The following is a 26343-nucleotide window of genomic DNA, read 5'->3' on the forward strand; positions in this document are numbered from 1 at the left end:
CCGCCGACTTCCTTCAGATTCCACCTCGCGGTGGACACCCTTGTCTTAGGCTAACGGTTGGCACTATCAACCCCCGTATCGGACTTTCACCGACAAGATTACGCCCATGCCGGGCGCACATAAAAAAGCAAAGAGGGTTAATCTAACTCTCTTTGCTTTTATTTATTTACATATTAGATTCTAAAATATCAAGTTTTACTCAGATATATAATGTTATTCAACCTTTTATGTAGCTGATTAAATAATTATAGTTTTTATAATAAAACTGCTGAGGAAGGTAATTTAGACAAATTTAATATTAAATTTTATCTATTTTCCCTTATAAAATCAAGTACCTTCACATACTTATTTTAGGCTATTAACCAAAATTCCTCAGCTCTGGTGTATCAAAAATAATACAACAAAGCTTATTGAATAAATAAGCCTTCAATAACAGCTATAAAATCAAATTGCTTTGATTTTTAAAACGACTTTACTATTTAAATTTTCTCTTTCTAGCAGCTTCTGACTTTTTCTTTCTTCTTACGCTTGGTTTTTCATAGTGTTCTCTTTTTCTAACTTCTGAAAGAACTCCAGCTCTTGCGCATTTTCTCTTAAATCTTCTTAATGCACTTTCAAGTGTTTCGTTTTCTCCAACTTTTATTTCTGACATCTATTATCCCTCCCTCCGCTAGCTCAAATTAATCAATTTAACTCAGCTACGGGCTTAATAACACACGCTATATTATACAATAGGTAACTTCTAAAGTCAACTATTAGAATAAAAATCCATTAACCTGGTGGCCACTTTAACTCTCTTTGACCTAAAACATGAAAATGAAGATGATTTACAGTTTGACCACCGTCTTTTCCGCAGTTATTAACTATTCTATAACCACTTTCACTTATACCTAAATCTTTGGTTATTTTGCTAATAACTTCAAATATATGTGCAATAATTTTAGAATTTTCACTATTAATTTCATTTGCATTTTGAATATGTTTTTTAGGTATCACTAAAAAATGAGTTGGAGCAGCTTTATTTATATCATGAAAAGCTAAAACATCTTCATCTTCATAAATTTTACTGCTAGGTATTTCTCCCTTAATTATTTTACAAAAAATACAATCCATAATCTTCCTCCTTTCTTACAAGATTTAAAACACTTTAATAATTATTAATCGTTAATAACCAAATGTCCTACTGCTGCTTCACCAAGAGATTCTTTTATTTCTACATCTACAATTTTACCAATAATTTCTTCAAGTTGGCAAGGTACATGTACCTTTATGTAATTTCTTGTATATCCTTCATAATAGCCTTCTTTTCCTTTAACAGGCCCTTCTATAAGAACATCCATTTTTTGTCCTATAAAACTTTTTATAAATTCATCTTCATTTTTATTACTTAATTCTATAAGTATTTTGCTTCGTTTATCTTTAGTTATTCCATCAATTTGATTTTCCATCTTTTCAGCTCTTGTACCTTTTCTCGGACTGTATTTAAATACATGAGTTTTTGTAAGTTTAATCTTCTTTAAAAACTCATATGTTTCTTTAAATTCTTCCTCTGTTTCTCCTGGGAAACCTACAATAACATCAGTAGTTATTGATACTCCAGGTAGTGTTTTTCTAAGCATTTCAACAGATGCCTTATACTCTTCAGCAGTATATCTTCTATTCATTCTCTTTAAAGTACTATTACATCCGCTTTGAAGAGATAGATGAAAATGAGGACATAACTTTTTAAATTTCTTAATCTTATCTATTACTTCTTCTGTAAAGAAAGCTGGTTCTATTGAACCTATTCTAATTCTTTCTATTCCTTCTACTTTTTCTACTTCTTCAATAATATCTATTAAATTAATTTTTTCTTCTAAATCTAAACCATAAGATGCTGTATGTATACCAGATAATATTACTTCCTTGAATCCATGTTCAGCTAATTTATTAACTTCTTCTATTATTTGTTTTGGATCCTTTGAACAAACTGATCCTCTAGAATAAGGTATTATGCAATAACTGCAAAATCTATTGCATCCATCTTGTATTTTTAAAAAAGCCCTTGTTTTATCTTGATAATCTTCAATATTAAGAGCCTCAAATTTTTTGTTTTTAAGTACACTTTCTACATGAATTTGTGGTTTTCTCTCATCTCTAGCTTTATTAACATAATAAACCACATCACCTTTATTTCTTGTACCTAATACTACGTCTACTCCTGGTATAGAAGAAACTTCCTTTGGTGCCATTTGTGAATAGCATCCCACAACTGCAATAATAGCATTCTCATTTAATCTTCTTACTTTATTTATTATCTGTCTTGATTTTTTATCCCCCATATTTGTAACTGTACAGGTATTAATTACATATACATCAGCTACTTCACTTGAATCAACAACCTCATAACCTTCTCTAATAAACTTTTCCGCCATAGCTTCTGATTCATATACGTTAACCCTACAACCTAATGTAGAAAATGCAACCTTCATTATTATTTTCCTCCTAAATCTCCTAATTCATAATTAACTAATGAAGCACATACAAAACCTGCTGTCTCTGTTCTTAATATTCTTTTACCTAATGTTACTATATAAGCTCCATTATCTTTTAACTCACTTATTTCTTCTGCTTCAAAACCACCTTCTGGACCGATTATTATTCCAACATTCCTTATATCAATAATTTTATCTCCCAATTCATTATTTAACTTTCTAAATAAAGTCTTTATACCAAAATCCTCTGCATTTTCATAGGGTACTATTATCAAATCCATAGTTTTCAATTTATCTATGGCTTCATTAAAACTAAGGGGAGCTGATACCTTAGGTATTATTGTTCTTTTACTTTGCTTAGCAGCCTCTAAAGCTATTCTATTTAATCTATCTAGCTTTTTAAACTCTCCCTTTAATTTTATATCAACTCTTTCTGTTATTATTGGAATAAACTCCATAATACCTAATTCAGTACCTTTTTGAACTATTAAATCCATTTTTTGGGCCTTTGGCAAACCTTGAAATAAGTAAATTTTAATTCTGCTTTCATTATTAACTTCAAGCTTTTTATCTATAGAAACAATAACTTCCTGCTTAGTTATTGTTTCTATTGTTGATAAAAATTCTTCACCTTCACAATTATTTAAGACTATTTTATCCCCTTCATTAAACCTTAATACCTTATATAGATGTTTTACATCATCACCTAAAATTTTCGCCTTGCTATCTATAAAATTCTCTTTAGGAGTAAAAAATTTATGCATTGCTCATTCTCCTTAAAACTATATTAATTTAGCAACTATACAGTTCCATTCTCCATCTTTATTTATTTCTTCAATATCAAAACCTGCTGATTTGAGCTTTGAAACTACCATATCAACTCTATCATGAATTATTCCTGAAGTAATAAAATATCCCTCTTCTTTTAATACTCTTTTAACATCTTCTGTAAGTACACATATTATTTCTGCTATAATATTGGCTACAACTATATCTGCCTTACCATCTATTACTTCTACTAAATTTCCTTCTAAAATTTCTATATTATCTAAATTATTAAATCTTACATTCTGCTTTGCTGAATCTACTGCAACCGGATCTAAATCAACTCCTACTGCTTTTTTTGCTCCAAGTTTTGCAGCAGCTATAGCTAGTATTCCTGAACCACAACCTACATCAAATACAATACTATCTTCTTTTACATACTTCTCAAGAGCTTGCATACACATCTTTGTAGTTTCATGATCCCCAGTTCCAAAAGCCATTCCAGGATCTAATTCAATAACAAGATCATCACCCTTAGCCTCATAACTTTCCCATATTGGCTTTACAACAAGTCTTTCCCCAACCTTTACTGGTTTATAATACTTCTTCCAGTTGTTAGCCCAATCTTCTTCAAACATTTTTTCACTTTCTACTTTTCCTAAACCAACATCTATTCCCATAGCTTTTAATTCTTCAATTTTTTCCTTAACATAAGCTATTACTTCTTCAATATTATCTTCTTCTGCAAAATATGCTTTAACTACTGCGTGTTCTCCCTTATGTTCTAGAATATTTATATCTGCAAAATCCCAAGTTAACGGTCCTTGCTCTCTTCCAAGGATATCTTGCGGATCTTCAATGGCTACCCCTTTACAATCTAATGAATAGAATATTCCTGAAATAGGTTCTAAAGCCTCACTATTTGTTAATACTCTAACTTCTATCCAAGTTCCTTCCATTTATATCAGTCCTTTCAAAGATTCTTTGACTAATTAATTATTTTACACTTATTTTAACTATATGACAATTAATAATTGAAAATGGATAATTTAGGTTAATAATAAAAAAGTGCGAATAATAAGGATATATAAAAGAATATGTTGATTTTCCATATCCCTTTATCTTATCTAAATTATCTTCGCACTTTTAACTTTCAAAATAAATAAGAATTTTTTCTAATTTTTTAAATATTATTTCGCAAACTTTGCAGCTTCTAAAATTTTATCATAACTTGGTTCATTAGTTATTTCTTCTAGATATTCAACAAAGACTACTTTGCCCTGGGAATCAACCACAAAAGAATTTCTTGCTAACAAGCCTAATTCCTTTACATAAGATCCTGTTGCTTCCCCAAAACTTCTATATTTATAATCTGACAAAGTCATCACATTTTTAATACCTTCATTACCACACCATCTGCTTTGTGCAAAAGGTAAATCCATTGAAATTGTATAGCAGCTTACTCCATTTAACTTCTCAACCTCTTCATTAAACTTTTTAACTTCCATATTGCAGACTGGTGTATCTAATGATGGTACAGTCAAAAAGATTCTTACTCCTTTAGTATCTCCTAAGGTAAAATCCTTTAAATCATTTGTTGTTACAGTAAAATCACTAAAATTATCTCCCAGCTTTAAAGTTTTTCCAACTAAAGTCATTGGTGTTCCATTAAATTTTACACTTGCCATTTTATCTACTCCTTAGCATTAATTTTGTTCTATATTATTATTTCAAATTCTAACACTTATATACCTATTAGCAAGCATTAAATATTTTATCATTTCTAATAAATTCTTAAATAACTATACTAAAAACTAATATAAAATAACAGTTAAGCAGTTTAAAATATTATAACTAACTGCTTAACTGTTATTTTATAATTTATTTCATTCATTTAAATAGATTTTTTAATTTTCTCTTAGTACCAGTTTCTTCTGGGGCTATTTCTCCACAAGCCTCCATAAAGGCCTTTAAAGCTTCCTTTTGTTTTTCAGTTAAATTCTTAGGAATATCTACTATGACTTTTACATATTGATCTCCTCTTCCTGAAGAATTTACCCTTGGAACACCTTTGCCTTTTAATCTAAATAAAGTACCTGATTGAGTTCCTGCTGGAATCTTATATTTAACATCTCCATCTACTGTAGGTACAGTAACTTCAACTCCTAAAGCTGCTTGCCCCATAGAAATATGAGTATCTATATAAATATCGCTGCCCTTTCTTGTAAATTTCTTAGATGGAGCTACTTTTATTCTTATATAAAGATCTCCTGCTGGACCACCATTTTTACCATGCTCTCCTTGTCCTCTAAGAGGCATTACATTTCCTGTATCTACACCTGCTGGTATATTAACAGAAATTTTTCTATTTTTTCTTACGCTTCCTTTACCATGACATGTAGAACAAGGTGTATCTATAACTTGACCTGTACCACCACAGTGACTGCAAGTTGAAGTACTTACAAAACTTCCTATACTTGTTTGTCTTTGTACTCTGATTTGTCCTGTTCCATGGCATGTAGGACATGTTTTTGGTGAAGTACCTGCTTTTGCTCCTGTACCATGACATGCTTCACAGGATTCACTTCTATTAATTGATATTTCTTTTTCGCAGCCAAAAACAGCTTCCTCAAAAGTCAAGTTTAATGTATATTCTAAATCATCACCTCTTTGGGGACCATTTCTCCTTCTAGATGAACCCCCTCCTCCAAAGAAGGTGTCAAAAATATCTCCAAAGCCTCCTAAATCACTAAAGTCAAAACCGCCAAAACCTCCAAAGCCTCCAGCCCCGAAGCCGCTTGCATCAAAATCAGCTGTACCAAATTGATCATATCTTGCTTTCTTTTCAGGATCTGAAAGAACTTGATAAGCTTCATTTATTTCTTTAAACTTTGCTTCCGCTTCTTTGTCACCTGGATTCTTATCCGGATGATATTTTACAGCTAACTTTCTAAAAGCCCTTTTTATCTCATCATCTGAAGCACCTTTTTCTAAGCCTAATATTTGATAATAGTCCTTGTTTGCCATCTATTTCACCACCATTTATCTTTATTCCTTAATTATGTCTCTTGCTGTAACCTAACTTCCCTTTTTGTAGACGGCAGTAACAGCCAAATTAATCTAATTCTGATTTTACTTAAGAAAAGGGAAGACGACAACTGCCTTCCCTCATATTATATATATTAGTACATTAAGTTACAACTATTTATCATCTTTCACTTCAAAATCTGCATCGACTACATTATCATCTGCTGGACCTTGATTTTGTTCTCCTGCAGCACCCATATTGGGATCAGTTCCTTGAGCTCCTGCTTGTTGATAAATCTTTGATGATATAGCATAGAATGCTTGATTTAAATCTTCCATAGCTTTCTTAATAGCTTCTATATCTTCTCCATCTTTAACTTTATTTAATTCATCTAATTTACTTTCTATTGAAGCTCTATCTTCAGCAGAAACTTTATCGCCAAGTTCATCTAAAGTTTTCTTAGTTTGATAAGCTACTTGATCTGCATTATTCTTAACTTCTATTTTTTCTTTTCTCTTCTTATCTTCTTCAGCAAATCTTTCTGCTTCTTTTACAGCTCTTTCTATTTCTTCTTCGCTTAAGTTAGTTGAAGCTGTAATTGTAATATTAGCTTCTTTACCTGTACCCTTATCTAAAGCAGATACTTTAACTATACCATTAGCATCAATATCAAAAGTTACTTCAATTTGAGGAATTCCTCTTGGAGCTGGTGCAATTCCTGATAGGGTAAATCTACCTAGAGTCTTGTTATCAGCTGCCATCTTTCTTTCACCTTGAACTACGTGAATTTCAACTGATGTTTGACCATCTGCAGCAGTTGAGAATATTTGACTCTTCTTAGTTGGAATTGTAGTATTTCTTTCAATTAATGGAGTAGCAATTCCTCCTAAAGTTTCAATTCCTAGTGTTAATGGAGTAACATCTAGTAATAATACATCTTTTACTTCTCCAGTTAAAACACCTGCTTGAATAGCTGCACCTACTGCTACGCACTCATCTGGGTTAACTCCTTTTGATGGTTCTTTACCAGTAAAATTCTTAACAGCCTCTTGAACTGCTGGAATTCTTGTAGAACCACCAACTAAAATAACCTTATCTATTTCTCCAATTGAAAGTCCAGCGTCAGTTAATGCTTTCTTCATTGGTTCTATTGATCTTTGAACTAAATCGTGAGTAAGTTCATTAAACTTAGATCTAGTTAAGTTCATATCTATATGTTTTGGACCAGTTGCATCTGCTGTTATAAACGGTAAGTTAATATTAGTTTGCATTGATGATGATAACTCAATTTTAGCCTTTTCAGCAGCTTCCTTTAATCTTTGTACTGCCATCTTATCATTTCTTAAATCAATTCCATGTTCAGCCTTAAAAGTATCTGCAATATAGTCCATAATCTTTTGGTCAAAATCATCTCCACCTAGATGAGTATCTCCATTTGTTGCTAATACTTCAAATACTCCATCACCTAGCTCTAGGATAGATACGTCAAATGTACCTCCACCTAAGTCATAAACTAATATTTTTTGGTTAGTATCCATTTTATCTAATCCATAAGCTAAAGATGCAGCTGTTGGTTCATTTATTATTCTTAAAACTTCAAGTCCTGCTATTCTACCTGCATCTTTTGTTGCTTGTCTTTGAGAGTCATTAAAATATGCAGGAACGGTAATTACAGCTTGAGTAACTTTTTCTCCTAAATAAGCTTCTGCATCTGCTTTAATTTTTTGAAGTATCATTGCAGAAATTTCTTGTGGAGAATATTCTTTTCCATCTATATTAACTTTATGGTTAGTTCCCATATGTCTTTTAATTGATATTATTGTTCTATCTGGATTAGTAATCGCTTGTCTTTTTGCTACTTGACCAACTAACCTTTCTCCATTTGCTTGGAAAGATACAACTGAAGGAGTTGTTCTAGAACCTTCTGAGTTTGTTATTACAACAGGTTCTCCACCTTCCATAACAGCAACACATGAATTTGTTGTTCCTAAATCTATTCCTATAATTTTTCCCATAATTTTTCCTCCTAAAATTTAAGATTTATGTTTAGAAATATTTTTAAATTAATTAGCTACCTTTACTATGGTATATCTAATTATTTTATCGCCTCTTTTGTATCCTTTTTGGAATACTTCTGCAATTTCATTTTCACCAAAGTTTTCATCTTCTATATGCATAACTGCTTGATGGAAATTTGGATCAAACTTTCCATTTGCATCAATTTCTTCTACACCTAATTTTTCAAAAGCATTATTAAATTGTTTAATTGTCATTTCAATGCCTTTTTTAAAATCTTCTAAATTTCCTTCAACAGCCATTGCTCTTTCTAAATTATCTAAAACAGGAAGCATTTCTTTTAATACATCACTACATGCATCATTATAAATACCTTCCTTTTCTTTAGCTGTTCTTTTTCTATAATTGTCATATTCAGCTGAAACCCTGAGCAACCTATCTTTTAATGCTTCTAATTCATTAGTTAATCTTTTGTTTTCATCTTTTAATTTTCTCATAGTATCTAATTCATTATCCTTTTCTTCATTATTTTCTATTTCTTCTTTTTTCTCAGGAGTTTCATTTATTTCTGTTTCTCCATTAGAATTTATTTCTTCTTTAGAATTTATTTCTTCTTTTTCAACTTCTTCAACTAAATCTTCTAATGGCTTATTATTATCTTCCAAAACAACACCTCATCTCTTTTATTCTAATAATTGATTTTTTAAGCTTTCATTTAGTTCATTCATAAACTTATTCATTATTGCAACAACTCTTGAATAATTTATTCTCTTAGGCCCAATTAAAGCAATTGTACCAATAGGCCTTCCATTAAAATAATATTGTGCCGATATAACCGAGCAATCTTTTGCTTCTGGAAAATTATTTTCTTCTCCAATTTTAATGGTTATACCATTTGAAGGTTCAATTAAATCCACTAAATTTTCTTTATCATTAATTAAAGATATTATTTCTTTAGCTTTATCTATATTGTTATATTCAGGATAATTGAATATATTTGTTGCACCTTCTACAATAATTTCTTCTTTTTCTGATTCTTTTAAAGCCTCATATAAAGCTGGTAGAATTGCATTAAATAATTCATCATATCCAGATAGTTCATTTTTTATTTTATTAATTACTTCTAAATTAATTTGTTCAATAGATAAATTTTTTAATCTTAAATTTAATACTTCATTTATCATTTGAATAGTTTCTTTTCCTGGCATCTGGCTTAATCTAATAATTTGATTTTTTATAATGCCATTATCTGCCACTATTACAGAAATTAAATTATGATTGTCAATTGGAAACAACTGAATTGACTTTATATAACTGCTCTTTACTGAGGGAGTCTTAACAACTGTAGTTAAGTTAGTCAATTCTGATAACAAAGAGCAGGCTTCCTTTACTACCTTATCTACTTCATGCATTGCAGATTTGAGAATATATTCCTTTATTCTAAGTTCTTCTTCTCTAGTTAAGCTTCCAGTTTCCATTAATTTATCTACATATAGTCTGTATCCTTTATTGGAAGGTATTCTGCCTGAAGAAGTATGTGGTTGTTCCAACAAGCCCATCTCTTCCAAGTCAGCCATTTCATTTCTAATTGTCGCAGAACCAACACCTAAATTATATTTTTTAGCTATTGTTCTCGATCCTACTGGCTCCCCAGTTAGTATATAGTCATTTATGATAGCCTGAAGTATTTTAATTTTTCTTTCATCAATAATAGTCATTCTACCACCTCAATCTGTTAGCACTCATTACCCCCGAGTGCTAATGACTACAATACAAATATAGTATTTCTTATATATTTTGTCAATTATATTAAAGTTTAGATTTTATATAATTTTTCTCAAAAACTAAATTTATATTTATTTTTCTCTTTATTACTACAATTATCTCATTATATCTCTTCATTTCAAAATAAAATCACTCATTACATAATTAGATAATTCTATTCCCTTTTCTGTAAGTTTTAAATTATTCTCTTTAATTTCTAATAATCCTTTTTCTATATTTTTTTTAATTATCTCCTTATAAACTTCCATAATATTTATATTAAATCTTCTATTAAACTCTTCCATATTAATTCCTTCTATTAATCTAAGCCCCATAAACATAAACTCTTCCATATTATCTTCTTTTGAATTATTATAGATTTCCTCTGCTACATTTTCTTCATTATTTATTTTTTCTATATATTTTTTTACATTTTCAATATTTTTTATTCTTTTACTATCTATAAATGAAGCTGAGGAAGAGCCTAATCCTATGTATTCCTCACTTTTCCAATAAACTTTATTATGATAGCATTCAAATCCTTCTTTTGCATAATTCGATATTTCATACTGTTTATAACCATAAGAATTTAAAATTTCTTTTGTTAATTTATACATCTCTCTTTCTTCTTCTTCAGAGGGAAGTATTAATTTATTTTTTTTATATAATTCATAAAAGGCTGTTCCTTCTTCAACTATTAAACTATAAGCTGATATATGTTCTGGACCTAAAGATGCAATTTTTTCTAGAGACTCCTTACACTCTCCTAAAGTCTGTGAAGGCAAACCAAACATAAGGTCAACATTTATATTATTAAAGCCAAGAGTTCTTGCTAATTTAAAATTTTCTTCAAATATTTTAAATGTATGAATTCTCCCAATATCTTTTAATAATGAATTTTGAACGGCCTGTAACCCCATACTTATTCTATTTATTCCACCCTTTTTCATTATAATAAGTTTTTTATTATCTAAGGTTCCAGGATTAACTTCCATTGTAAATTCAACATTCTTATCTAAATTAAGCTTATTAATAGTTTTTAATAATTTCTCTATTTGCTTACAATCTAAATAAGAAGGAGTTCCACCTCCTATAAATATACTTTTTATATTGTATGTAATTTTTTTACTTTCAATTTCCTTACACAAAGCATCTATATAATCATCTTTTAAATAATCAATGTTTGCATAAGAAGGAAAATCACAATAAAAACACTTTTGTTTACAAAAAGGAATATGTATATATAACGATATATCTTTCATAATTACTATCTCTCTTTCATTATTTTTTATACATTATTTTTTATATTTTCATTTAAAATATTATAACAATTGTCATTTCAAATATAAAGCCGCATATATTCAGTTAGGAGTTTGGAATTTGGAGTTGGGAGTTTTACAAATATAGAAGTAACAAATAATAAGAAAATTGACAAAGCTGCTACAAGTTTTGCAGCAGCTTTGTCAATTATTTTCTATTAATTCTAAAAATATTTATAAAAATATAAAATTTAATCACTCTTCTTAAAAGATTCTTAATTTTAAATGAATTATTTACAGCTCAACCACATCTACATTAATAATATTATGAAGTAATATATCTCTTTGAACCCTATCTATTTTTACCTTAATAGTTTCATTTTCAAAATTTATATCAAATTTAGAGCCTAGACCATACCTTGAAACGTATGTTTCTAACTTATGCATTACCATAGAAATAGGTATAATATCTCCATTTTTTCTTCTAATTGTACCAGTAACTTGTCCTAGTCTTCTTAAAGTCCTTCCTTTTTTTCTTATGTCTCTAAGTTTTGCTTCTAACATAATACCACCCTTTCAATAATCTTTGTTAGTTTATATATATTTTAGGGGGCAGCTTTTAATTACAATTATTTTTTATGTAAATCACATTTTAAGTTTTAACAAGATACTCTTAGAAGAATAAAATAATCATATATCAATAATTCTAGGAGAAACAAATTGAGAACTTTTAAAATTCTAACCTTTGATGGTGGAGGAATAAGAGGAGCTTTAAGCATAGAAATTTTACATAGAATAATGCTTAGATATCCTAATTTATTAGAAAATGTTGATTTACTTTCAGGAACTTCCACCGGATCAATAATAGCTTCCCTTTTAGCAAAAGGAATTTCAGTTGATGAAATAAGAAATTTATATGATGTTCCAACAACTAAAAAAATCTTTTCTCATGGAAGGATTAATTTGTTTAAAGCAAAATATAAAAATGATAATTTTAATCAAATATTATCTAATTATTTTCCAGATAACATTAAATTATCTGATTTGAAGAAAAAAATATTAATTCCTGCTTTTAATATTAACAGTACTGATGATTTTACCTGGGAACCAATATTTTTTAATAATTTCACTAAAGACGGTACTGAAAATATTTCTGTAAAAGACGCTGTATTATCGAGTTCAGCAGCCCCAACCTATTTTCCAAGCTATAATCAATATATTGATGGAGGAGTTATAGCTAATTCACCTACTACAGCCTCTTTGCTATTTGTTTATAAAACTTATAAAAAAATTTTTAACATTAATAATATTAAAATTTTATCTATAGGTACAGGTAATATCCCTGAAAGAATAAATGGTAAGAATAAAAACTGGGGCCTTTTTCAATGGGCTTTTAATCCCTTTAAAAAGATGAAATCGCCAATTTTATCTTTACTTATGGATGGAATGGAGGATCTAAACAATATGTATTGTAAAGAATTATTAAATTATAATTATTTTAGAATAAATCCTAAAATTCCAAAATTTATCGACTTAGATGAATATAAATATACACCTTATTTGAAAGCAATTGCCCATTCTTATGATTTATCAAAAGCCTTTGATTATATAGAAAAATTTTATTTAAAATAAAATCTTTAACATTTTTATATATATTTAATATAATATATTATTACCACCTTACTCTTTCAATATCTAACAAAGGGCTAAGATTATATAATCTTAGCCCTTTGTTAGTTTATTTATCTACTTTTAGAATAGACATAAATGCTTCTTGTGGAACTTCAACAGACCCAACCTGTCTCATTCTCTTCTTTCCTTCTTTTTGCTTTTCTAATAATTTTTTCTTTCTTGTGATATCTCCACCATAACACTTAGCAAGAACATCTTTTCTCATTGCCTTAATAGTTTCTCTTGCAATTATTTTTGATCCAATTGCTGCTTGTATCGGAACTTCAAACAATTGTCTTGGAATTATCTCTTTTAATTTTTCTGCAATAGCTCTACCCTTTCCATATGCCTTTTCCTTTGGAACAATCATAGATAAGGCATCTACTATATCTCCATTTAAAAGAATATCAAGTTTTACTAATTCTGTTCTTGTATATCCCTTTAATTCATAATCTAAGGAAGCATATCCTCTTGTTCTTGATTTTAAAGTATCAAAAAAGTCATATACTATTTCATTTAAAGGAATATCATAATTTATTGAAACTCTCGTTTCTTCTAAATATTGCATGTCAATAAAGGTTCCTCTTCTTTCTTGACACAATTCCATTACTGCTCCAACATAATCTGATGGCGTAATAATGCTTGCTCTTACAACAGGTTCCTCCATATATTCAATTTCTGTAGCTTCTGGAAGATTTGTTGGATTTGTAAGATCAATAATTTCCCCATTAGTTTTCTTTACTTTATAAATAACTGATGGAGCTGTGGTTATAATATCTAAATTAAATTCTCTTTCAATTCTCTCTTGAATTATTTCCATATGTAATAAACCTAGGAAACCACATCTAAATCCAAAACCTAAAGCAACAGATGTTTCAGGTTCAAAACTTAAGGCTGCATCATTTATTTGCAATTTCTCAAGGGCATCCTTTAGCTCTTGATATTTTGCTCCATCAACTGGATAAATTCCTGAATAAACCATAGGTATAGCAGGCTTATATCCAGGTAGGGGTTCCTTTATAGGATTATCCGCATATGTAATTGTATCTCCAACTCTTGCATCTCTAACATTTTTTATTGAAGCTGCAATATACCCAACATCACCAGCTCTTAATTCACTTATTGGCAATGCTTTAGGAGTAAATACTCCAACCTCTGTTACTTCATAAACTTTGTTAGTAGCCATTAATTTTATCTTTGTTCCAGCTTTAACTACTCCATCAAAGATTCTTACATGAGAAACTACACCTTTATAGCTATCATAATAAGAATCAAATATTAAAGCCTTTAATGGAGCATTTTCATCTCCATTTGGAGCTGGAATTTTTTCTACTATTGCTTCTAATACAGCATCAATATTTAAGCCTGTTTTTGCGGAAATCATTGGAGCATCAGAAGCCTCTATTCCAATAATATCTTCTATTTCAGTTTTTACTTCTTCTGGTCTGGCTGACTGCAAATCTATTTTATTAATTACAGGAACTATTTCTAAATCATTATTCAAAGCTAAATAACAATTTGCTAAAGTTTGGGCTTGAACCCCTTGAGTTGCATCAACAATTAATAGAGCACCTTCACATGCCGCCAAACTTCTTGAAACTTCATATGTAAAGTCTACATGTCCAGGAGTATCTATTAAATTTAGAATATACTCCTCTCCATTTTCTTTTCTATAAATAAGTCTAGCTTCTGTAGACTTAATTGTTATACCTCTTTCTCTTTCAATTTCCATATTATCTAAAGTTTGCTCTTCCATTTCCCTCTGGGTAAGAGTTCCAGTTGCTTCTAATAACCTGTCTGCTAGGGTTGATTTGCCATGATCTATATGGGCAACTATTGAAAAATTTCTAATATATTTTTGTCTGTCACTACTCATATTTAAACTATTAGCTTTTAAACTAGCTAAATAGCCACTTCACCCCCATTATATTAAATCAAGCTAAATTATAACATAACATACCAGATTACTGTCAATATAAATATTATATATAAGATTTTAATATAAATTATCTATTCCATTTCTTTTATAAAATCATCAATAATTCTATCTAACTCATCTTCTTTATTAGATTTATTATTTTCCTTAGGCTTATTTTTATCATTAATTTTAAATCTATCAATTATATTATCAGCAAAGGCTGAAATTTTATGATAAACAGTATAAGCTCCTTCTTGCAACTTAATCAAAAACACATTATCATTATTAACATAAATTTCCTTATCTAATATTTTTACAGTAAATTTAGCATCTTCTTCAGTTGGGGTATAAATTTTTATCTCTGCTCCATCTTTAATAAATTCATTAAAATCATCTCCGAATTCATTACTAATAATCTTATAATTATTTTCTCCTTCTCCTGTTGGTGATAAGGCCTTAGTATTAACGATATTTATTCTTATAAAACCAAATAATACAATAATAAGAAATAAAACTATACCACTTAAGATTTTCTTATTAAACAAAAGGGCACCCCCTAGCTTTTATTATTACTATCTAAAGGATGCTCATTTTTTTAATTTTTATACAATTATTGACCATTAAGATATTCTGCAACTATCCTAGCAATATATTTCGCTGATAATTTAGCCTCTTGAGCCTCATTTACATTTGCCCCAACTTCTATTAAGATAAAATTATCGCTTAAACTATAATTTATAGCAGTAGCTCCTACTGGATAAATAAAATTATTTCTCATTAATCCTGGAAATAATGAATTTGATATATTTAATAATTTATTTGCTAATTCTAAGTTTGCATCATATCTTTCACTATTTTCTGCTAAAACAAACATTAGTTTAGCTAAATTTTGATTATTTAGATTTATTGTTACAGCATTTTTATTTGTAACACTATCCCTATGCAAATCTATTATAAGTTTAAAATCTCCATATTCTTGTAAATAACTAGTTAAAGTTTCATTTGATCTTTTATAACTATCATTATAAGAAATACTATGATTAGTTTTATCATGAATTACTGATATTCCATATCCCTCTTCTAATTCCTTAGCTAGCACTTCTCCAACACCAACAACATTAAAATTGCTATCTGTTGTTAATTCTCCTACTTCTGCATAATTTTCAATTGCATGAGTATGAAAAATCAACACTTCTGGTTTTGAATTATCTAAGGGCTTTTTTAAACTTTCATCATAGGCAGGACTAACTTTATTTAATTCAGCCAATTCTTCTTCACTTATAGTTGCAATACTTTCTTTCTTTAAGGAAAAAGGTTTTATATTAGCTATAGGTGAATTAGTAAAAACTTTTTGTAAACCATTATAAAATATACCTAACTCTTCTCCTATTATTTTATAAGCACTTAAGCCTTTTAAACCTAAACTTTCTAATACAGCATTTTTTAAAGAAATATCATCATTAAAATTATTTTCATCAAAGATTTGTGTTTTTACTACAGGCATACTATAGTTTAGTAAATTGATATGAGCAAATCGGCTTAATTGATCATATTTATTTACAAGTCCTATAAATCTTATTAAGAATATTAATATTCCTAATATAAGAATTATATATCCAATGTCAAAGCTGCTTTTTATATTTAGTTTTTTCCTTTTCTGCTTTTTAAACATTCTTTCTCTTATTGAATACAAATGTAACTCCCCCTTCTCTTTATAATATATATATTAGGAGAGTTACATAATTATTAATAATTTAATATTTTTATTTACCCCATAAATGCATTTATTTCTTCCATATCTAAATTAGGTTGTATAGCCATATTAATTCCATTGGCTATAACTTTTGATAAAGAATCCATTATTACATCTACATCTTTTGGAGTGACCATTAAATCTCCAATAGATGGATCTAATATTTCTCTTATTAAATTATTTTTTTCATTTCTATCTAATGACTTTAACATTTTATAAAAATCTGTTCCTGCTTCTGATTTTTTTATAAGTTCATCTAAAAGCAAATCAAGAGTATCATTAGCAATAGTGGCCGCATGAACAACAGTAGGAACACCGATACTAATTACTTTAACTCCTATAGAATCTTCGTTTATTTTCATTCTATGATTACCAACGCCTGCTCCAGGTGCTATTCCTGTATCGCTTATTTGTATTGTTCTATTTACACGTTCTAATTTTCTTGAGCCTAAAGCATCTATACAAATAACTATTTCAGGTTTTAATTTCTCAACAAGAGATTTTATTATTTCTCCAGTTTCTATTCCTGTAACTCCCAAAACTCCAGGGGCAATACAGGAAACTGGTCTAACTGATTCATCAATTGCATCAGGCATTAGTTCCTTAATATGCCTTGTAACCATAATTTTCTCAGTAACCTTAGGTCCAAGGGAATCTGGAGTTACCCTTCTGTTTCCTAAGCCAACTACTAAAGCAAGTTTATTATAAGGTACATCAATCAGCCCGCTTAATGCTTTATTAATTGCTTGGGAAACCTGATCCATAATTTCTGTATCATAATATGTCATTTCCGGGAAATCTATTGTAATATAATTTCCCTTAGATTTTCCTAATTCCTTACCAGCCTCATCACTTTCAATTGTTACAGTAGTTATTTTTACATCTCCATCCTGCTCTTCTTTTACAATAACACCATCTAATTCCCTTTTATTTTCTTGCGTATACATATCACGAGCTTCTATTGCTAAATCAGTTCTTATGCTAATCATTGAAATACCTCCCAAATCATTATCATTTTTTATTTTTCCACAATATAATAATTTAATACTTGAACTTATAAAGTTTCAATGATATAATCTAGTATGTTAAAAAAGAACTCGTACGCAGATTTCCCCAAAGCTGCAATGAGACCCTATAAAAGCATTAAGGGGGTGAAGTAGAATGGCAAATATTAAATCAGCAAAAAAGAGAATTAAAGTTACTGCAAAGAAAACTGCTCAAAACAGAATGATTAAATCATCTGTTAAAACAGTTATCAAAAAATTTGAAGCTGCAGTTGCTTCAAACAATCTAGAAGAAGCTAAGGCTCTTTTCCCACAAGTTGCTAAGTCTTTAGACATGGCTGCTCAAAAAGGAGTACTACATAAGAATATGGTAGCTAGAAAGAAATCTAGATTAGCTGCAAGATTAAACGCTATGGCGTAATTAAATAAGAAGCCGATCCCAACTGGATCGGCTATTATTTTACCATAAAAATATTAAATAACATTAATTCTAATTCCATAGTTTTATCGTTACTACTGGATTTTAATAAAATTTCAGTTCTTAGACAAATATCTAAAATTTCTTTTAATTGGTTAAGTGTAAATTTACTACTTTGATTAATTAATTTTTCACAAATAAAGGTAGGCAATTTATATTTACTTGTAATATTAGCAATACTGTAACCTTTATTTTTTAAAAGCTTTATTTCATATAATCTTTTAAAGTGATTTTCAATATTAGTTATTATAAGCATATGCTGATCACTTTTAAATAAAAGTTCATCTAACAAGTCTATTGCTCTTTCTGCTTTTCTCATTGAAATCAAATCTATTAAATCAAAAATATCATCTTCGCTGGATTTCAATACTAACTTATCAATATCTTTTTTAGTTATTTCCCTGCCCTCAGTATAAGCTATTATTTTATCTGCTTCTCTATTTATTATATCAAAGTTATTTGTTACCTTTTCAGCAAAATATCTCGCTTCAACCTTTTTTATATCTTTGCCTCTTTTTTTAAATACTTCTTCTACCTTCTTATAATATCTATCTTTTTTTAATCTATCAAAATGCACTACTTTAGAAACTTTATCTAAAGAAATTAATTTTTTATTCTTTTTAGGCGTATCTCTTTTATCATTAAATAAATAATACATAACCACTATAGTATAGGGCGGAATATCCTTTAAGTATTCTGTTATTTCCTTATATAATTTACTTAAGGAACTATCAGTTTTATCCTTTAAAAATTCTGCCCGATATATAACAACTGCTTTTTTTTCTCCCATAAAAGGCATTGTTTCGCAGGCATTTAAAATTTCATCAAAATTTGTATTAAGACCATCTAATCTAATACAATTTAGGTCTTTCATTGATTTATCTACAACTGAGTTAACTACTAAATCTACACCTTCTTTAATTAATTCTTCATCTAACCCACAGAAAATATATGAATTACTTATTTTACCTTTTTTTATTTCTTCTTCTAACGTATCAAAATCTATCAAAGCAATCTACCCTTCCTTAATAAAATGGAATAATTTTATCTTTAATTAAAACTATTTTGCTGAAGCTTCCATTCTTAAAATCTATTATATCATATGTCCCTATAATTTCATCTTTTGATACTTTTAATAAATATTTTTTATTATAGCCTTCTAAGAGTAGATTATTATTATATCTTTTAAGTTTAAATTTGTTTCCTATATTCACACTATTAAAATCATTATATTCTTCCTTTGCCATAGTTATTTTCTCAAACTTTTCTTTCTCAATATTATTTTTAGTATAAAATAACTTTTTAGAAGTCTTATAACTTATAGAAATAACACCTTCTTGATAATATTCTATTTTAGGATAAGGAGTATAAAGGAGATTAAAAATATAAACTAATCCTAATAATAATGGAAAAATTATAATTCTTTTTAAATGTTTCTTATAAAAATAAACAGTTATCATAATTATGCAATAAAACTTTGCAATATTTTCATTCAAATAAATTATATTAGGACTTAACCCCTTTAATATTCCTGTTAAAACATCAATAATTCTAGTTATATAAAAAGAAAGAAATATTAAATAGTTAAACAAAGGTTTTATTTTAATAAATAAAAGCAGTAAGTTTCCAATAACAACTATAATATTCATTAGAGGAAGAACTATTAAATTCCCAAATAAAAATCCTATAGAAAACTCCTTAAAGGAATAAACTAATATCGGAAAAGTAAATATTTGTGAAGAAATACAAATTGATATGCCTTCCCTTATATATTTAGGCATCCTATAAAGTTTTTTATTTATTTTCTTATTAAATAATATTATTCCTAAGGTTGCTAAAAAACTTAATTGAAACCCTATATTAAATATACTATAGGGCTTGAATAATATAATTATTATTCCCCCTAAAGATAGACCAGCTAAAGGATTATAGTTCCTTTTAAAACTCATTGCAAAGCTTGTTGTTAGCATCATTATATAAGATCTAACAGTAGCTAAAGCTGCTCCAGTAAAAATAACATAGAAAACTGATAAAATTGCAGCAGCTTTTTCTCCAAAAAATCTCTTTATAATTGAATATACTATTGCCATATGTAGCCCTGAAACTGATAGGGCATGTAATATCCCAAGTTTTTTCATATCCATTTCATCACTATTATCTAAGTACTCTGTATATCCAAAAGATATTGAAGTAATTATAGCTGCCCTTCTATAACCCAATTTTGATCTTAAATTATAAAATATTTTTTCTCTTAAATTATAAACTTTACTAATCAAATCACTTTTTAAATGCTTATAACTCTCTACTTTATAACTTCCTAATACTCCCCTTTCTCTATTAATATCCTTTTTAAAAGTTCCCTTAACCTTTATTCTATCACCAGACGAAATTTCTTTTATATTTCCAGATAAATATACAGTTCTTCCTTTTATTTTTCCAATTGCTCCATAAAGCTTTGTACTCTCTATCCTTATTTCCTGATCCTTACTAAAATTGATATTATAATAATTATAACTATTTATTATTGGTACAAAGAAAAAAATCATAACTAATAATGAAAATTTTATCCCATTAAAAAGTACTAATAAAATAAAAAAGCAGCTAGCAATAATTGTTGCTAGCCATTTGCTTTCATTAAACAAAACATAAATATAAGTTCCACATATAAAAGATAAAAAAATATATAATAATACATTTATTCTATAATTATAATTCAAATGGCATCACCCATTATAATTATTACCATTTTCTTATAATTATTTCAGAAACTAATAAGATAAATAATAGAACTGACACTATTATTAAATCTATTAATGCATAACTATAATTTTTTATAAAAATTAATATTCCGGCAGTTATTATAAATAGCATTATAAAAATCATTAAAAGTTTTAATCCCTTATAATCTCCTCTTTTTATAAAAGTACAATTTATTATTGTATCAATAAATAACATTAAAGAAATTAAACAATATGCAAGAATATCTACGTTTTTTATTTTTACATAGATCAAAATTAAAGGTAATACTGCAAATAAAACTCCTCTTAATATTATTTTATTATCGTTTGTATTATATTTTCCGTATATCATATTAATTAATATTATAGGGGTTAATAAGAATACATTAAAAAAAGATATAAAATAGTACTCAATCATATAATTATTATTTAAAAGCTGATTGAAGCTAAAAAATAATATCTCTGATAATAAAGTAATTACATATATTGCAATCCCTCTATCCATTCCTTCAAAAACATACTTGCTTTCTCTTAAAATATTCAAAAATGCTTGAATCGAACTGTTATGTGTATATATATCTCCAAGATTTTTTAATATCTCTGATACCTTGCCTTTAAATATTCCTATTTTTGATAAATTAATCAAGGAAACGTCTGGTAAGGTTTCACCTTCAATTGCAAAACTATATCCATCCTCATTATATAAAGATACAAGATTATACTGCTGTTCTTGAGTTAACTGGCAATATATTCTTGTCTTGGAAACTCTTTTTAAAAATTCTTCTTGTTTTAAAAATTCAAGTTCCTGTCCTGAAGTTACTTGTTCTTCAGAAGATATTAAGTTTATTTTTTTCCCTAATACCTGGGCTGCCATTTTATTATCATCTGTAAATATAATTGGTAATACTCCTTTTTGTCTAAGTTCATTAATTTCATCAGGGATAGTATCTATTATAGGATTTTCCATAGCAATAATTCCTGCAAATACAAGATTACTCTCAATATTTTCAGATTCTGAAGGTTCATAATTAAATGATCTATATGCAAAAGCTTCAGTAATAAGTCCTTCTTTTGAAAAATTTAGGGCAACTAGCTTTATTTTAATTATATCTTCTGAAGTTAATTCTTTTTCTACACCATTTAATAAAATGCTTGTACAAGCATTTAATACATCATCAAGTTCACCTCTAACATTTGCCCTGTAGCCATTTCTATTTTTATTTATAGTTGTAGTCATTTTTTTATTTATATCTCTTGCTATTTCAAAAATCCTTTTATTTTTAGCTTCTAAATTATTTTTGTATATAGATCTCGTAACTCCATACCTTAAATAAGCTACTTCAAATATATCTCCTTTTGACCAATTATTATCAATATTATATTTAGCATTATTACAAAGAATTGATATATCTAATATTCTTCTAATATTTATATCGCTAATATCAGCATCCTTTGCTAAATAAATTTGATCATTAGTATAAATCTTATCAACATATAGTTCATTTTTAGTTATAGTACCAATTTTTTTTAAGAATAATATTTTTATTTCTTTTAATAAAACTAATGAAGAAAAATTCATTAACTCTATTCCATAGTCAGTAATTAGTTTATTTTTTATATACTTTTCATAATATATTATAACTAAGGGTATTAATATAGATATCATGGCAAAAAGTGAGTTTGCCATTAAGGGTAATTTGCTAGATAATGATCCAGGAAAAATTGCAACTAAGATTATTTGTAATATTATTAGACATATTTGAACTTTGAATAAAGAATTATAAGTTTTATCTATAATAATATCCTTTTTTCTTTTAAATTTTTTTAATCTGCTTAATACTTTTCCTAATTGAGTATTATTACCAGTTTCTATTACAATTCCACTACCTGATCCTTCTTTTATTACTGAACCTCTAAAAATTATATTATTTATTTCTCCAATAGAATTAGGTTTTTCATCCATTTTAATTGAATATTTATTTTTTAATAAATTGTCACCAGTTATATTTCTCTCATCAACTTTTAAATCTTTACTCTCTATAATTCTAACATCTGCACCAATAAAAGAATTTTTCCTAAAATAAACAATATCACCTTTCACTAAATTTTCTGCTTCTATTAGCCTTTCTACACCATTTCTAAGTACTAAAACTTGGGAAGTATTTAAGCGTTGCAAAAGTTCCATTTCCTTTTTATTCAAAAATTCATTATATAATTTTAATCCTAAATAAAATAATAAAATTATTAATGAAATAATTCCTAATAAATAAAACTTATTTAATAAAAATAAAATTATACATAAAATATGAATATATATATTTTTTTCTTTAAATAAATCAAAGAAAATTTGTAAGTTAGTCTTAGTATAAGGTAAACTAATAAAATTATCTCCAAATTGACTTTTTCTTAAATTAACTTGCTCTTCATTTAATCCGCTATAAATATTACTTTCTAATTTTTCAACTACTTTAGACCAGCTTTCACTATAATATTCTTTCATTCTGCCCCTCCCCCGTAAAATAATTATACATTTTAATTTTACAATTATTATAATTAAATTTCTACAAAAAAGCTGAAACATTGAAAATTAAAAAGATTAATTTATATTTTCAATGTTTCAGTTATTAATTTTATATTTAATATTTTATCAAGATTTTGTCTTTGGATTAAAAAATACTGCAACCAGATAACCAAAAAATACTGATGCAGTTATGCCTGATGCTGTTCCCTCTATTCCACCTGTTAATATTCCTGCTATTCCTTTTTCATCTACTGCTTTCATAACCCCCTTAGCTAGGGAATTTCCAAAGCTAGGTAACGGAACTGAAGCCCCAGCACCACCTATTTCTATTAATTTATCATATATTCCAAATGCACCTAATACAACTCCTATTAATAAAAAGGTAACTAATATATTAGCTGGAGTAAGTTTTGTAGTATCTAAGATAATCTGCCCTATAACACATATTAACCCACCGACTATAAAGGCACTTAAATACTCCATTATTTTTCACCTCCATTACTATTAAATTCAATTGCAACAGCATGAGCAATTCCAGGAATACTTTCTCCTTGTTGGGTAGAAGTTGGACTCATTAGTGCTCCTGTTGAAATTAGAAGTATCTTTTTAATTTCCTTATTCATTAATTTTCCATAAAAATATGAACAAGCTACGCTGGCTGAACATCCGCATCCACTACCGCCTGAATTTGTTCCTTGTTTTTCATCATCAAATATTAAATCTCCACAATCATAATAAATATCTCTAATATTATAACCTTGCTTTTCTAATAGTTGTAAAGTTATTTCTTTCCCTACTTTTCCTAAATCTCCTGTTACAATGGCATCATAATATTTTTCTCCTCTTTCTGTATCTTCTAAATGCTTTACTATTGTATCAACTGCAGCTGGCGCCATTGCAGCTCCCATATTATTTGAATCTTTAATTCCATAATCTTTTACTAAACCTGTAGTTACATATGTTACCTCCGGAAAATTTCCTTCTTTCCCCAAAATCATTGCTCCTGCTCCAGTTACAGTCCATTGCGATGTAGGACGCCTTACAGAACCATATTCTAATGGGAATCTAAATTGTCTTTCTGAAGAACTAAAATGGGATACGGTTGCTGCTATAGTATAATCTGCAAAGCCTCCATCTATCATCATGGCTGCTAGACTTAATGATTCTGTCATAGTAGAGCACGCCCCAAACAATCCAAAAAATGGTATATTAATATTTCTTGCTGCAAAGCAAGTAGAAGTTAATTGATTTAATAAATCTCCTGCAAAAATATAATTTATGTCTTCTTGTTTCAAATTTGCACTTTCTATTGCCTTAATTACTGTTTGATAAAACAATTCACTTTCAGCCTTCTCATAGCTCTCTTTGCCTAAAGTATCATCTTTTACAACCTCGTGGAAATATTGACCTAAAGGTCCTTCCCCTTCCTTAGGCCCTACCATTGAATATGTAGTAATAATTTTAGGAGGATTTTGCATTCTAACAGTTTGCACGCCTAATCTTTTTGTATTACTATTCATTTCTAATCCCCTTTCCTAAAATCTCTGAGATAAATAATATATTATTCCTACTACTACTGAACTTCCTATTCCATAAACTAATACCGGTCCTGCTATAATGAACATCTTAGCTGCAACACCAAATATAAAACCTTCCTTTTTGAATTCCATAGCAGGTGAGACAACTGAATTTGAAAATCCTGTAATTGGTACTAAAGTACCTGCTCCAGCAAAGGATGCAATTTTATCATAAACTCCAATTCCGGTTAAAACAGCTCCTAAAAAAACCATTATTGCTGGCACTAACATCTTTGTCGTTTCTTCATCAAAACCTCCATAATTAATAAGAAGCATATGTATTATCTGTCCTATCAGACATATTAAACCTCCTACCCAAAAAGCATTAATACAATTTTTAATTATTTTGGGCTTTGGTTCTGTTTCTTTTGTAATAGTCTGAAAGTCCTTAATGATTTCATTTTCACTCATATTTTTCTTTTTAGACATTTTTATACTTCCTTTCTAAATATTATGTGTAATTTTATTATTCCAAATCTTTCACTTTATAATACTGATATTTTTTGGCAAATAAATAGTCAATTGAATTTTAGTATAATTCAATTGACTTTCATTTCATTTCCCTATTCATTTTTTTCATAATTTTCTCCTTGCTTCTTTTGTATTTTTAAGTTTATTCTTCTAATTTTTGTTTCATTATTCCAAGGACTTTCTTTTCTATCCTTGAAACCTGTACCTGACTTATTCCTAACATCTTGGCTACTTGAACCTGAGTTTTATCTTTAAAATATCTAAGCATTATTATTTGTCTTGACTTCTCATCTAAACTTCTCAATGCTTCTTTAAGGGCAATTTTATTAATCATTTCACTATCATCTTCAGCTTTTTCACTTAATTTATCAATTAAAAGAACTGGCGCTCCATCGTCTTGATGAATAGTATCATATAAATATTGCATATTGTTTACAGAATCTAATGCAAATAATATTTCGTCTTTATCTATTCCAGAGAATTTTGACAATTCTTCAATTGTAGGCTCCCTATTTAATTTCTTTGTTAATTTTTCTTTATCAAAATGAAGCTTTCTTGCTAAAGTCTTAACATTTCTGCTCACTTTAATTATTCCATCATCTCTGATGAATCTTTTTATTTCACCTACTATCATTGGTACAGCATAAGTTGAAAACTTAACATTGAAACTTCCTTCAAAATTATTTATAGCCTTTACTAGGCCGATAGAACCTATTTGAAAAATATCTTCATAATCATATCCACGATTAAGAAACTTTTTGCTTATTGATGCTACTAAAGGAAGATTCATTTCTATTACTTTATTCATAGCTTCCTGATCGCCAGCTTTTGCTAAGGGTATCAATTTTGAATTATCATCATAATTGTACGCCTCTTTCCTCATAATTCCGTTTTCCATATACTTCA

25 protein-coding genes are annotated in these 26343 nt (G+C 28.2%); 2 read left to right on the forward strand and 23 right to left on the reverse strand.

What is annotated here, in order from left to right; all coding sequences use genetic code 11:
* Window positions 1-475: 475 nt before the first annotated feature.
* The 12 genes from rpsU to KQI16_RS00505 form a co-directional block, all read right to left on the reverse strand.
* A complete protein-coding gene (gene rpsU / locus KQI16_RS00450) occupies window positions 476-652 on the reverse strand; it encodes a 30S ribosomal protein S21 (protein WP_074364434.1) in 177 nt (58 codons plus the stop codon).
* Window positions 653-771: 119 nt separating this feature from the next.
* Window positions 772-1116: a histidine triad nucleotide-binding protein gene (locus KQI16_RS00455; RefSeq protein WP_216431507.1), complete on the reverse strand. Its 345-nt coding sequence runs from the start codon at window positions 1114-1116 to the stop codon at window positions 772-774.
* 41 nt (window positions 1117-1157) lie between these two features.
* Window positions 1158-2471, reverse strand: coding sequence for a tRNA (N(6)-L-threonylcarbamoyladenosine(37)-C(2))-methylthiotransferase MtaB (mtaB, locus tag KQI16_RS00460; RefSeq protein ID WP_216431469.1), 1314 nt, complete (start codon window positions 2469-2471; stop codon window positions 1158-1160).
* 2 nt (window positions 2472-2473) lie between these two features.
* Complete coding sequence (locus KQI16_RS00465; RefSeq protein ID WP_216431470.1) at window positions 2474-3238, reverse strand: RsmE family RNA methyltransferase; 765 nt, start codon at window positions 3236-3238, stop codon at window positions 2474-2476.
* 18 nt (window positions 3239-3256) lie between these two features.
* On the reverse strand, window positions 3257-4198 hold the full coding sequence (gene prmA, locus KQI16_RS00470; RefSeq protein WP_216431471.1) for a 50S ribosomal protein L11 methyltransferase: 942 nt from the start codon (window positions 4196-4198) through the stop codon (window positions 3257-3259).
* 231 nt (window positions 4199-4429) lie between these two features.
* On the reverse strand, window positions 4430-4927 hold the full coding sequence (gene tpx / locus KQI16_RS00475) for a thiol peroxidase (protein WP_216431472.1): 498 nt from the start codon (window positions 4925-4927) through the stop codon (window positions 4430-4432).
* Between the two features lie 202 nt (window positions 4928-5129).
* Entirely contained in the window at window positions 5130-6266 is a 1137-nt protein-coding gene (dnaJ, locus tag KQI16_RS00480) for a molecular chaperone DnaJ (RefSeq protein WP_216431473.1), read from the reverse strand.
* A 174-nt stretch (window positions 6267-6440) separates the two neighbouring features.
* Window positions 6441-8282 carry a molecular chaperone DnaK gene (dnaK, locus tag KQI16_RS00485; protein ID WP_216431474.1) on the reverse strand — a complete coding sequence of 614 codons (1842 nt, stop codon included), beginning with the start codon at window positions 8280-8282 and terminating at the stop codon, window positions 6441-6443.
* A 48-nt stretch (window positions 8283-8330) separates the two neighbouring features.
* A complete protein-coding gene (gene grpE, locus KQI16_RS00490; protein ID WP_216431475.1) occupies window positions 8331-8948 on the reverse strand; it encodes a nucleotide exchange factor GrpE in 618 nt (205 codons plus the stop codon).
* An 18-nt stretch (window positions 8949-8966) separates the two neighbouring features.
* Entirely contained in the window at window positions 8967-10001 is a 1035-nt protein-coding gene (hrcA, locus tag KQI16_RS00495) for a heat-inducible transcriptional repressor HrcA (protein WP_216431476.1), read from the reverse strand.
* Between the two features lie 180 nt (window positions 10002-10181).
* A complete protein-coding gene (hemW, locus tag KQI16_RS00500; RefSeq protein WP_216431477.1) occupies window positions 10182-11309 on the reverse strand; it encodes a radical SAM family heme chaperone HemW in 1128 nt (375 codons plus the stop codon).
* A 291-nt stretch (window positions 11310-11600) separates the two neighbouring features.
* Entirely contained in the window at window positions 11601-11870 is a 270-nt protein-coding gene (locus tag KQI16_RS00505; protein ID WP_216431478.1) for a hypothetical protein, read from the reverse strand.
* A gap of 156 nt (window positions 11871-12026) precedes the next feature.
* Between KQI16_RS00505 and KQI16_RS00510 the strand changes: the two genes are divergently transcribed.
* Window positions 12027-12938 (forward strand): patatin-like phospholipase family protein, encoded by a 912-nt coding sequence (locus KQI16_RS00510; RefSeq protein ID WP_216431479.1) that lies wholly within the window; start codon window positions 12027-12029, stop codon window positions 12936-12938.
* A gap of 106 nt (window positions 12939-13044) precedes the next feature.
* Here KQI16_RS00510 and lepA read toward each other — a convergent pair whose 3' ends face one another.
* The 4 genes from lepA to gpr all read right to left on the reverse strand — a co-directional run bounded on the left by lepA (window position 13045) and on the right by gpr (window position 17637).
* Window positions 13045-14853 (reverse strand): translation elongation factor 4, encoded by a 1809-nt coding sequence (gene lepA / locus KQI16_RS00515; RefSeq protein ID WP_216431480.1) that lies wholly within the window; start codon window positions 14851-14853, stop codon window positions 13045-13047.
* Window positions 14854-14987: 134 nt separating this feature from the next.
* Window positions 14988-15440 carry a hypothetical protein gene (locus tag KQI16_RS00520; RefSeq protein ID WP_216431481.1) on the reverse strand — a complete coding sequence of 151 codons (453 nt, stop codon included), beginning with the start codon at window positions 15438-15440 and terminating at the stop codon, window positions 14988-14990.
* Between the two features lie 65 nt (window positions 15441-15505).
* On the reverse strand, window positions 15506-16588 hold the full coding sequence (locus KQI16_RS00525; RefSeq protein WP_216431482.1) for a stage II sporulation protein P: 1083 nt from the start codon (window positions 16586-16588) through the stop codon (window positions 15506-15508).
* Window positions 16589-16662: 74 nt separating this feature from the next.
* Window positions 16663-17637, reverse strand: a complete 975-nt coding sequence (gpr, locus tag KQI16_RS00530; RefSeq protein ID WP_216431483.1) for a GPR endopeptidase — start codon at window positions 17635-17637, stop codon at window positions 16663-16665.
* A gap of 172 nt (window positions 17638-17809) precedes the next feature.
* On the opposite strand from gpr, the gene rpsT reads away from it, so the two are divergent.
* Entirely contained in the window at window positions 17810-18073 is a 264-nt protein-coding gene (gene rpsT, locus KQI16_RS00535; protein WP_216431484.1) for a 30S ribosomal protein S20, read from the forward strand.
* Window positions 18074-18107: 34 nt separating this feature from the next.
* On the opposite strand, the gene holA is transcribed toward rpsT, so the two are convergent.
* From holA to sigF, 7 genes are all read right to left on the reverse strand, one after another.
* Window positions 18108-19139 (reverse strand): DNA polymerase III subunit delta, encoded by a 1032-nt coding sequence (gene holA / locus KQI16_RS00540; RefSeq protein ID WP_216431485.1) that lies wholly within the window; start codon window positions 19137-19139, stop codon window positions 18108-18110.
* A gap of 16 nt (window positions 19140-19155) precedes the next feature.
* Window positions 19156-20847: a ComEC/Rec2 family competence protein gene (locus tag KQI16_RS00545; protein ID WP_216431486.1), complete on the reverse strand. Its 1692-nt coding sequence runs from the start codon at window positions 20845-20847 to the stop codon at window positions 19156-19158.
* Between the two features lie 22 nt (window positions 20848-20869).
* Window positions 20870-23368, reverse strand: a complete 2499-nt coding sequence (locus KQI16_RS00550; protein ID WP_216431487.1) for a P-type ATPase — start codon at window positions 23366-23368, stop codon at window positions 20870-20872.
* A 147-nt stretch (window positions 23369-23515) separates the two neighbouring features.
* Entirely contained in the window at window positions 23516-23872 is a 357-nt protein-coding gene (gene spoVAE / locus KQI16_RS00555; protein ID WP_216431488.1) for a stage V sporulation protein AE, read from the reverse strand.
* Window positions 23872-24909, reverse strand: coding sequence for a stage V sporulation protein AD (gene spoVAD, locus KQI16_RS00560; protein ID WP_216431489.1), 1038 nt, complete (start codon window positions 24907-24909; stop codon window positions 23872-23874). The genes spoVAE and spoVAD overlap by 1 nt, the downstream gene beginning before the upstream one ends.
* 15 nt (window positions 24910-24924) lie before the next feature.
* Window positions 24925-25395: a stage V sporulation protein AC gene (gene spoVAC / locus KQI16_RS00565; protein ID WP_216431490.1), complete on the reverse strand. Its 471-nt coding sequence runs from the start codon at window positions 25393-25395 to the stop codon at window positions 24925-24927.
* A gap of 184 nt (window positions 25396-25579) precedes the next feature.
* Window positions 25580-26335, reverse strand: a complete 756-nt coding sequence (sigF, locus tag KQI16_RS00570; protein WP_216431491.1) for an RNA polymerase sporulation sigma factor SigF — start codon at window positions 26333-26335, stop codon at window positions 25580-25582.
* Window positions 26336-26343 lie beyond the last annotated feature (8 nt).

Source organism: Caproiciproducens sp. MSJ-32, assembly GCF_018918055.1.
Taxonomy (GTDB): Bacteria; Bacillota; Clostridia; order Clostridiales; family Clostridiaceae; genus Clostridium.

Coding starts and splice junctions, on each gene's coding strand:
- KQI16_RS00465 (WP_216431470.1), bottom strand. CDS start 3,238: ATGCATAAATTTTTTACTCCTAAAGAGAATTTTATAGATAGCAAGGCG.
- prmA (WP_216431471.1), bottom strand. CDS start 4,198: ATGGAAGGAACTTGGATAGAAGTTAGAGTATTAACAAATAGTGAGGCT.
- hrcA (WP_216431476.1), bottom strand. CDS start 10,001: ATGACTATTATTGATGAAAGAAAAATTAAAATACTTCAGGCTATCATA.
- tpx (WP_216431472.1), bottom strand. CDS start 4,927: ATGGCAAGTGTAAAATTTAATGGAACACCAATGACTTTAGTTGGAAAA.
- spoVAD (WP_216431489.1), bottom strand. CDS start 24,909: ATGAATAGTAATACAAAAAGATTAGGCGTGCAAACTGTTAGAATGCAA.
- KQI16_RS00550 (WP_216431487.1), bottom strand. CDS start 23,368: ATGAAAGAATATTATAGTGAAAGCTGGTCTAAAGTAGTTGAAAAATTA.
- dnaK (WP_216431474.1), bottom strand. CDS start 8,282: ATGGGAAAAATTATAGGAATAGATTTAGGAACAACAAATTCATGTGTT.
- mtaB (WP_216431469.1), bottom strand. CDS start 2,471: ATGAAGGTTGCATTTTCTACATTAGGTTGTAGGGTTAACGTATATGAA.
- rpsU (WP_074364434.1), bottom strand. CDS start 652: ATGTCAGAAATAAAAGTTGGAGAAAACGAAACACTTGAAAGTGCATTA.
- rpsT (WP_216431484.1), top strand. CDS start 17,810: ATGGCAAATATTAAATCAGCAAAAAAGAGAATTAAAGTTACTGCAAAG.
- gpr (WP_216431483.1), bottom strand. CDS start 17,637: ATGATTAGCATAAGAACTGATTTAGCAATAGAAGCTCGTGATATGTAT.
- sigF (WP_216431491.1), bottom strand. CDS start 26,335: ATGGAAAACGGAATTATGAGGAAAGAGGCGTACAATTATGATGATAAT.
- lepA (WP_216431480.1), bottom strand. CDS start 14,853: ATGAGTAGTGACAGACAAAAATATATTAGAAATTTTTCAATAGTTGCC.
- hemW (WP_216431477.1), bottom strand. CDS start 11,309: ATGAAAGATATATCGTTATATATACATATTCCTTTTTGTAAACAAAAG.
- KQI16_RS00505 (WP_216431478.1), bottom strand. CDS start 11,870: ATGTTAGAAGCAAAACTTAGAGACATAAGAAAAAAAGGAAGGACTTTA.
- spoVAC (WP_216431490.1), bottom strand. CDS start 25,395: ATGTCTAAAAAGAAAAATATGAGTGAAAATGAAATCATTAAGGACTTT.
- spoVAE (WP_216431488.1), bottom strand. CDS start 23,872: ATGGAGTATTTAAGTGCCTTTATAGTCGGTGGGTTAATATGTGTTATA.
- dnaJ (WP_216431473.1), bottom strand. CDS start 6,266: ATGGCAAACAAGGACTATTATCAAATATTAGGCTTAGAAAAAGGTGCT.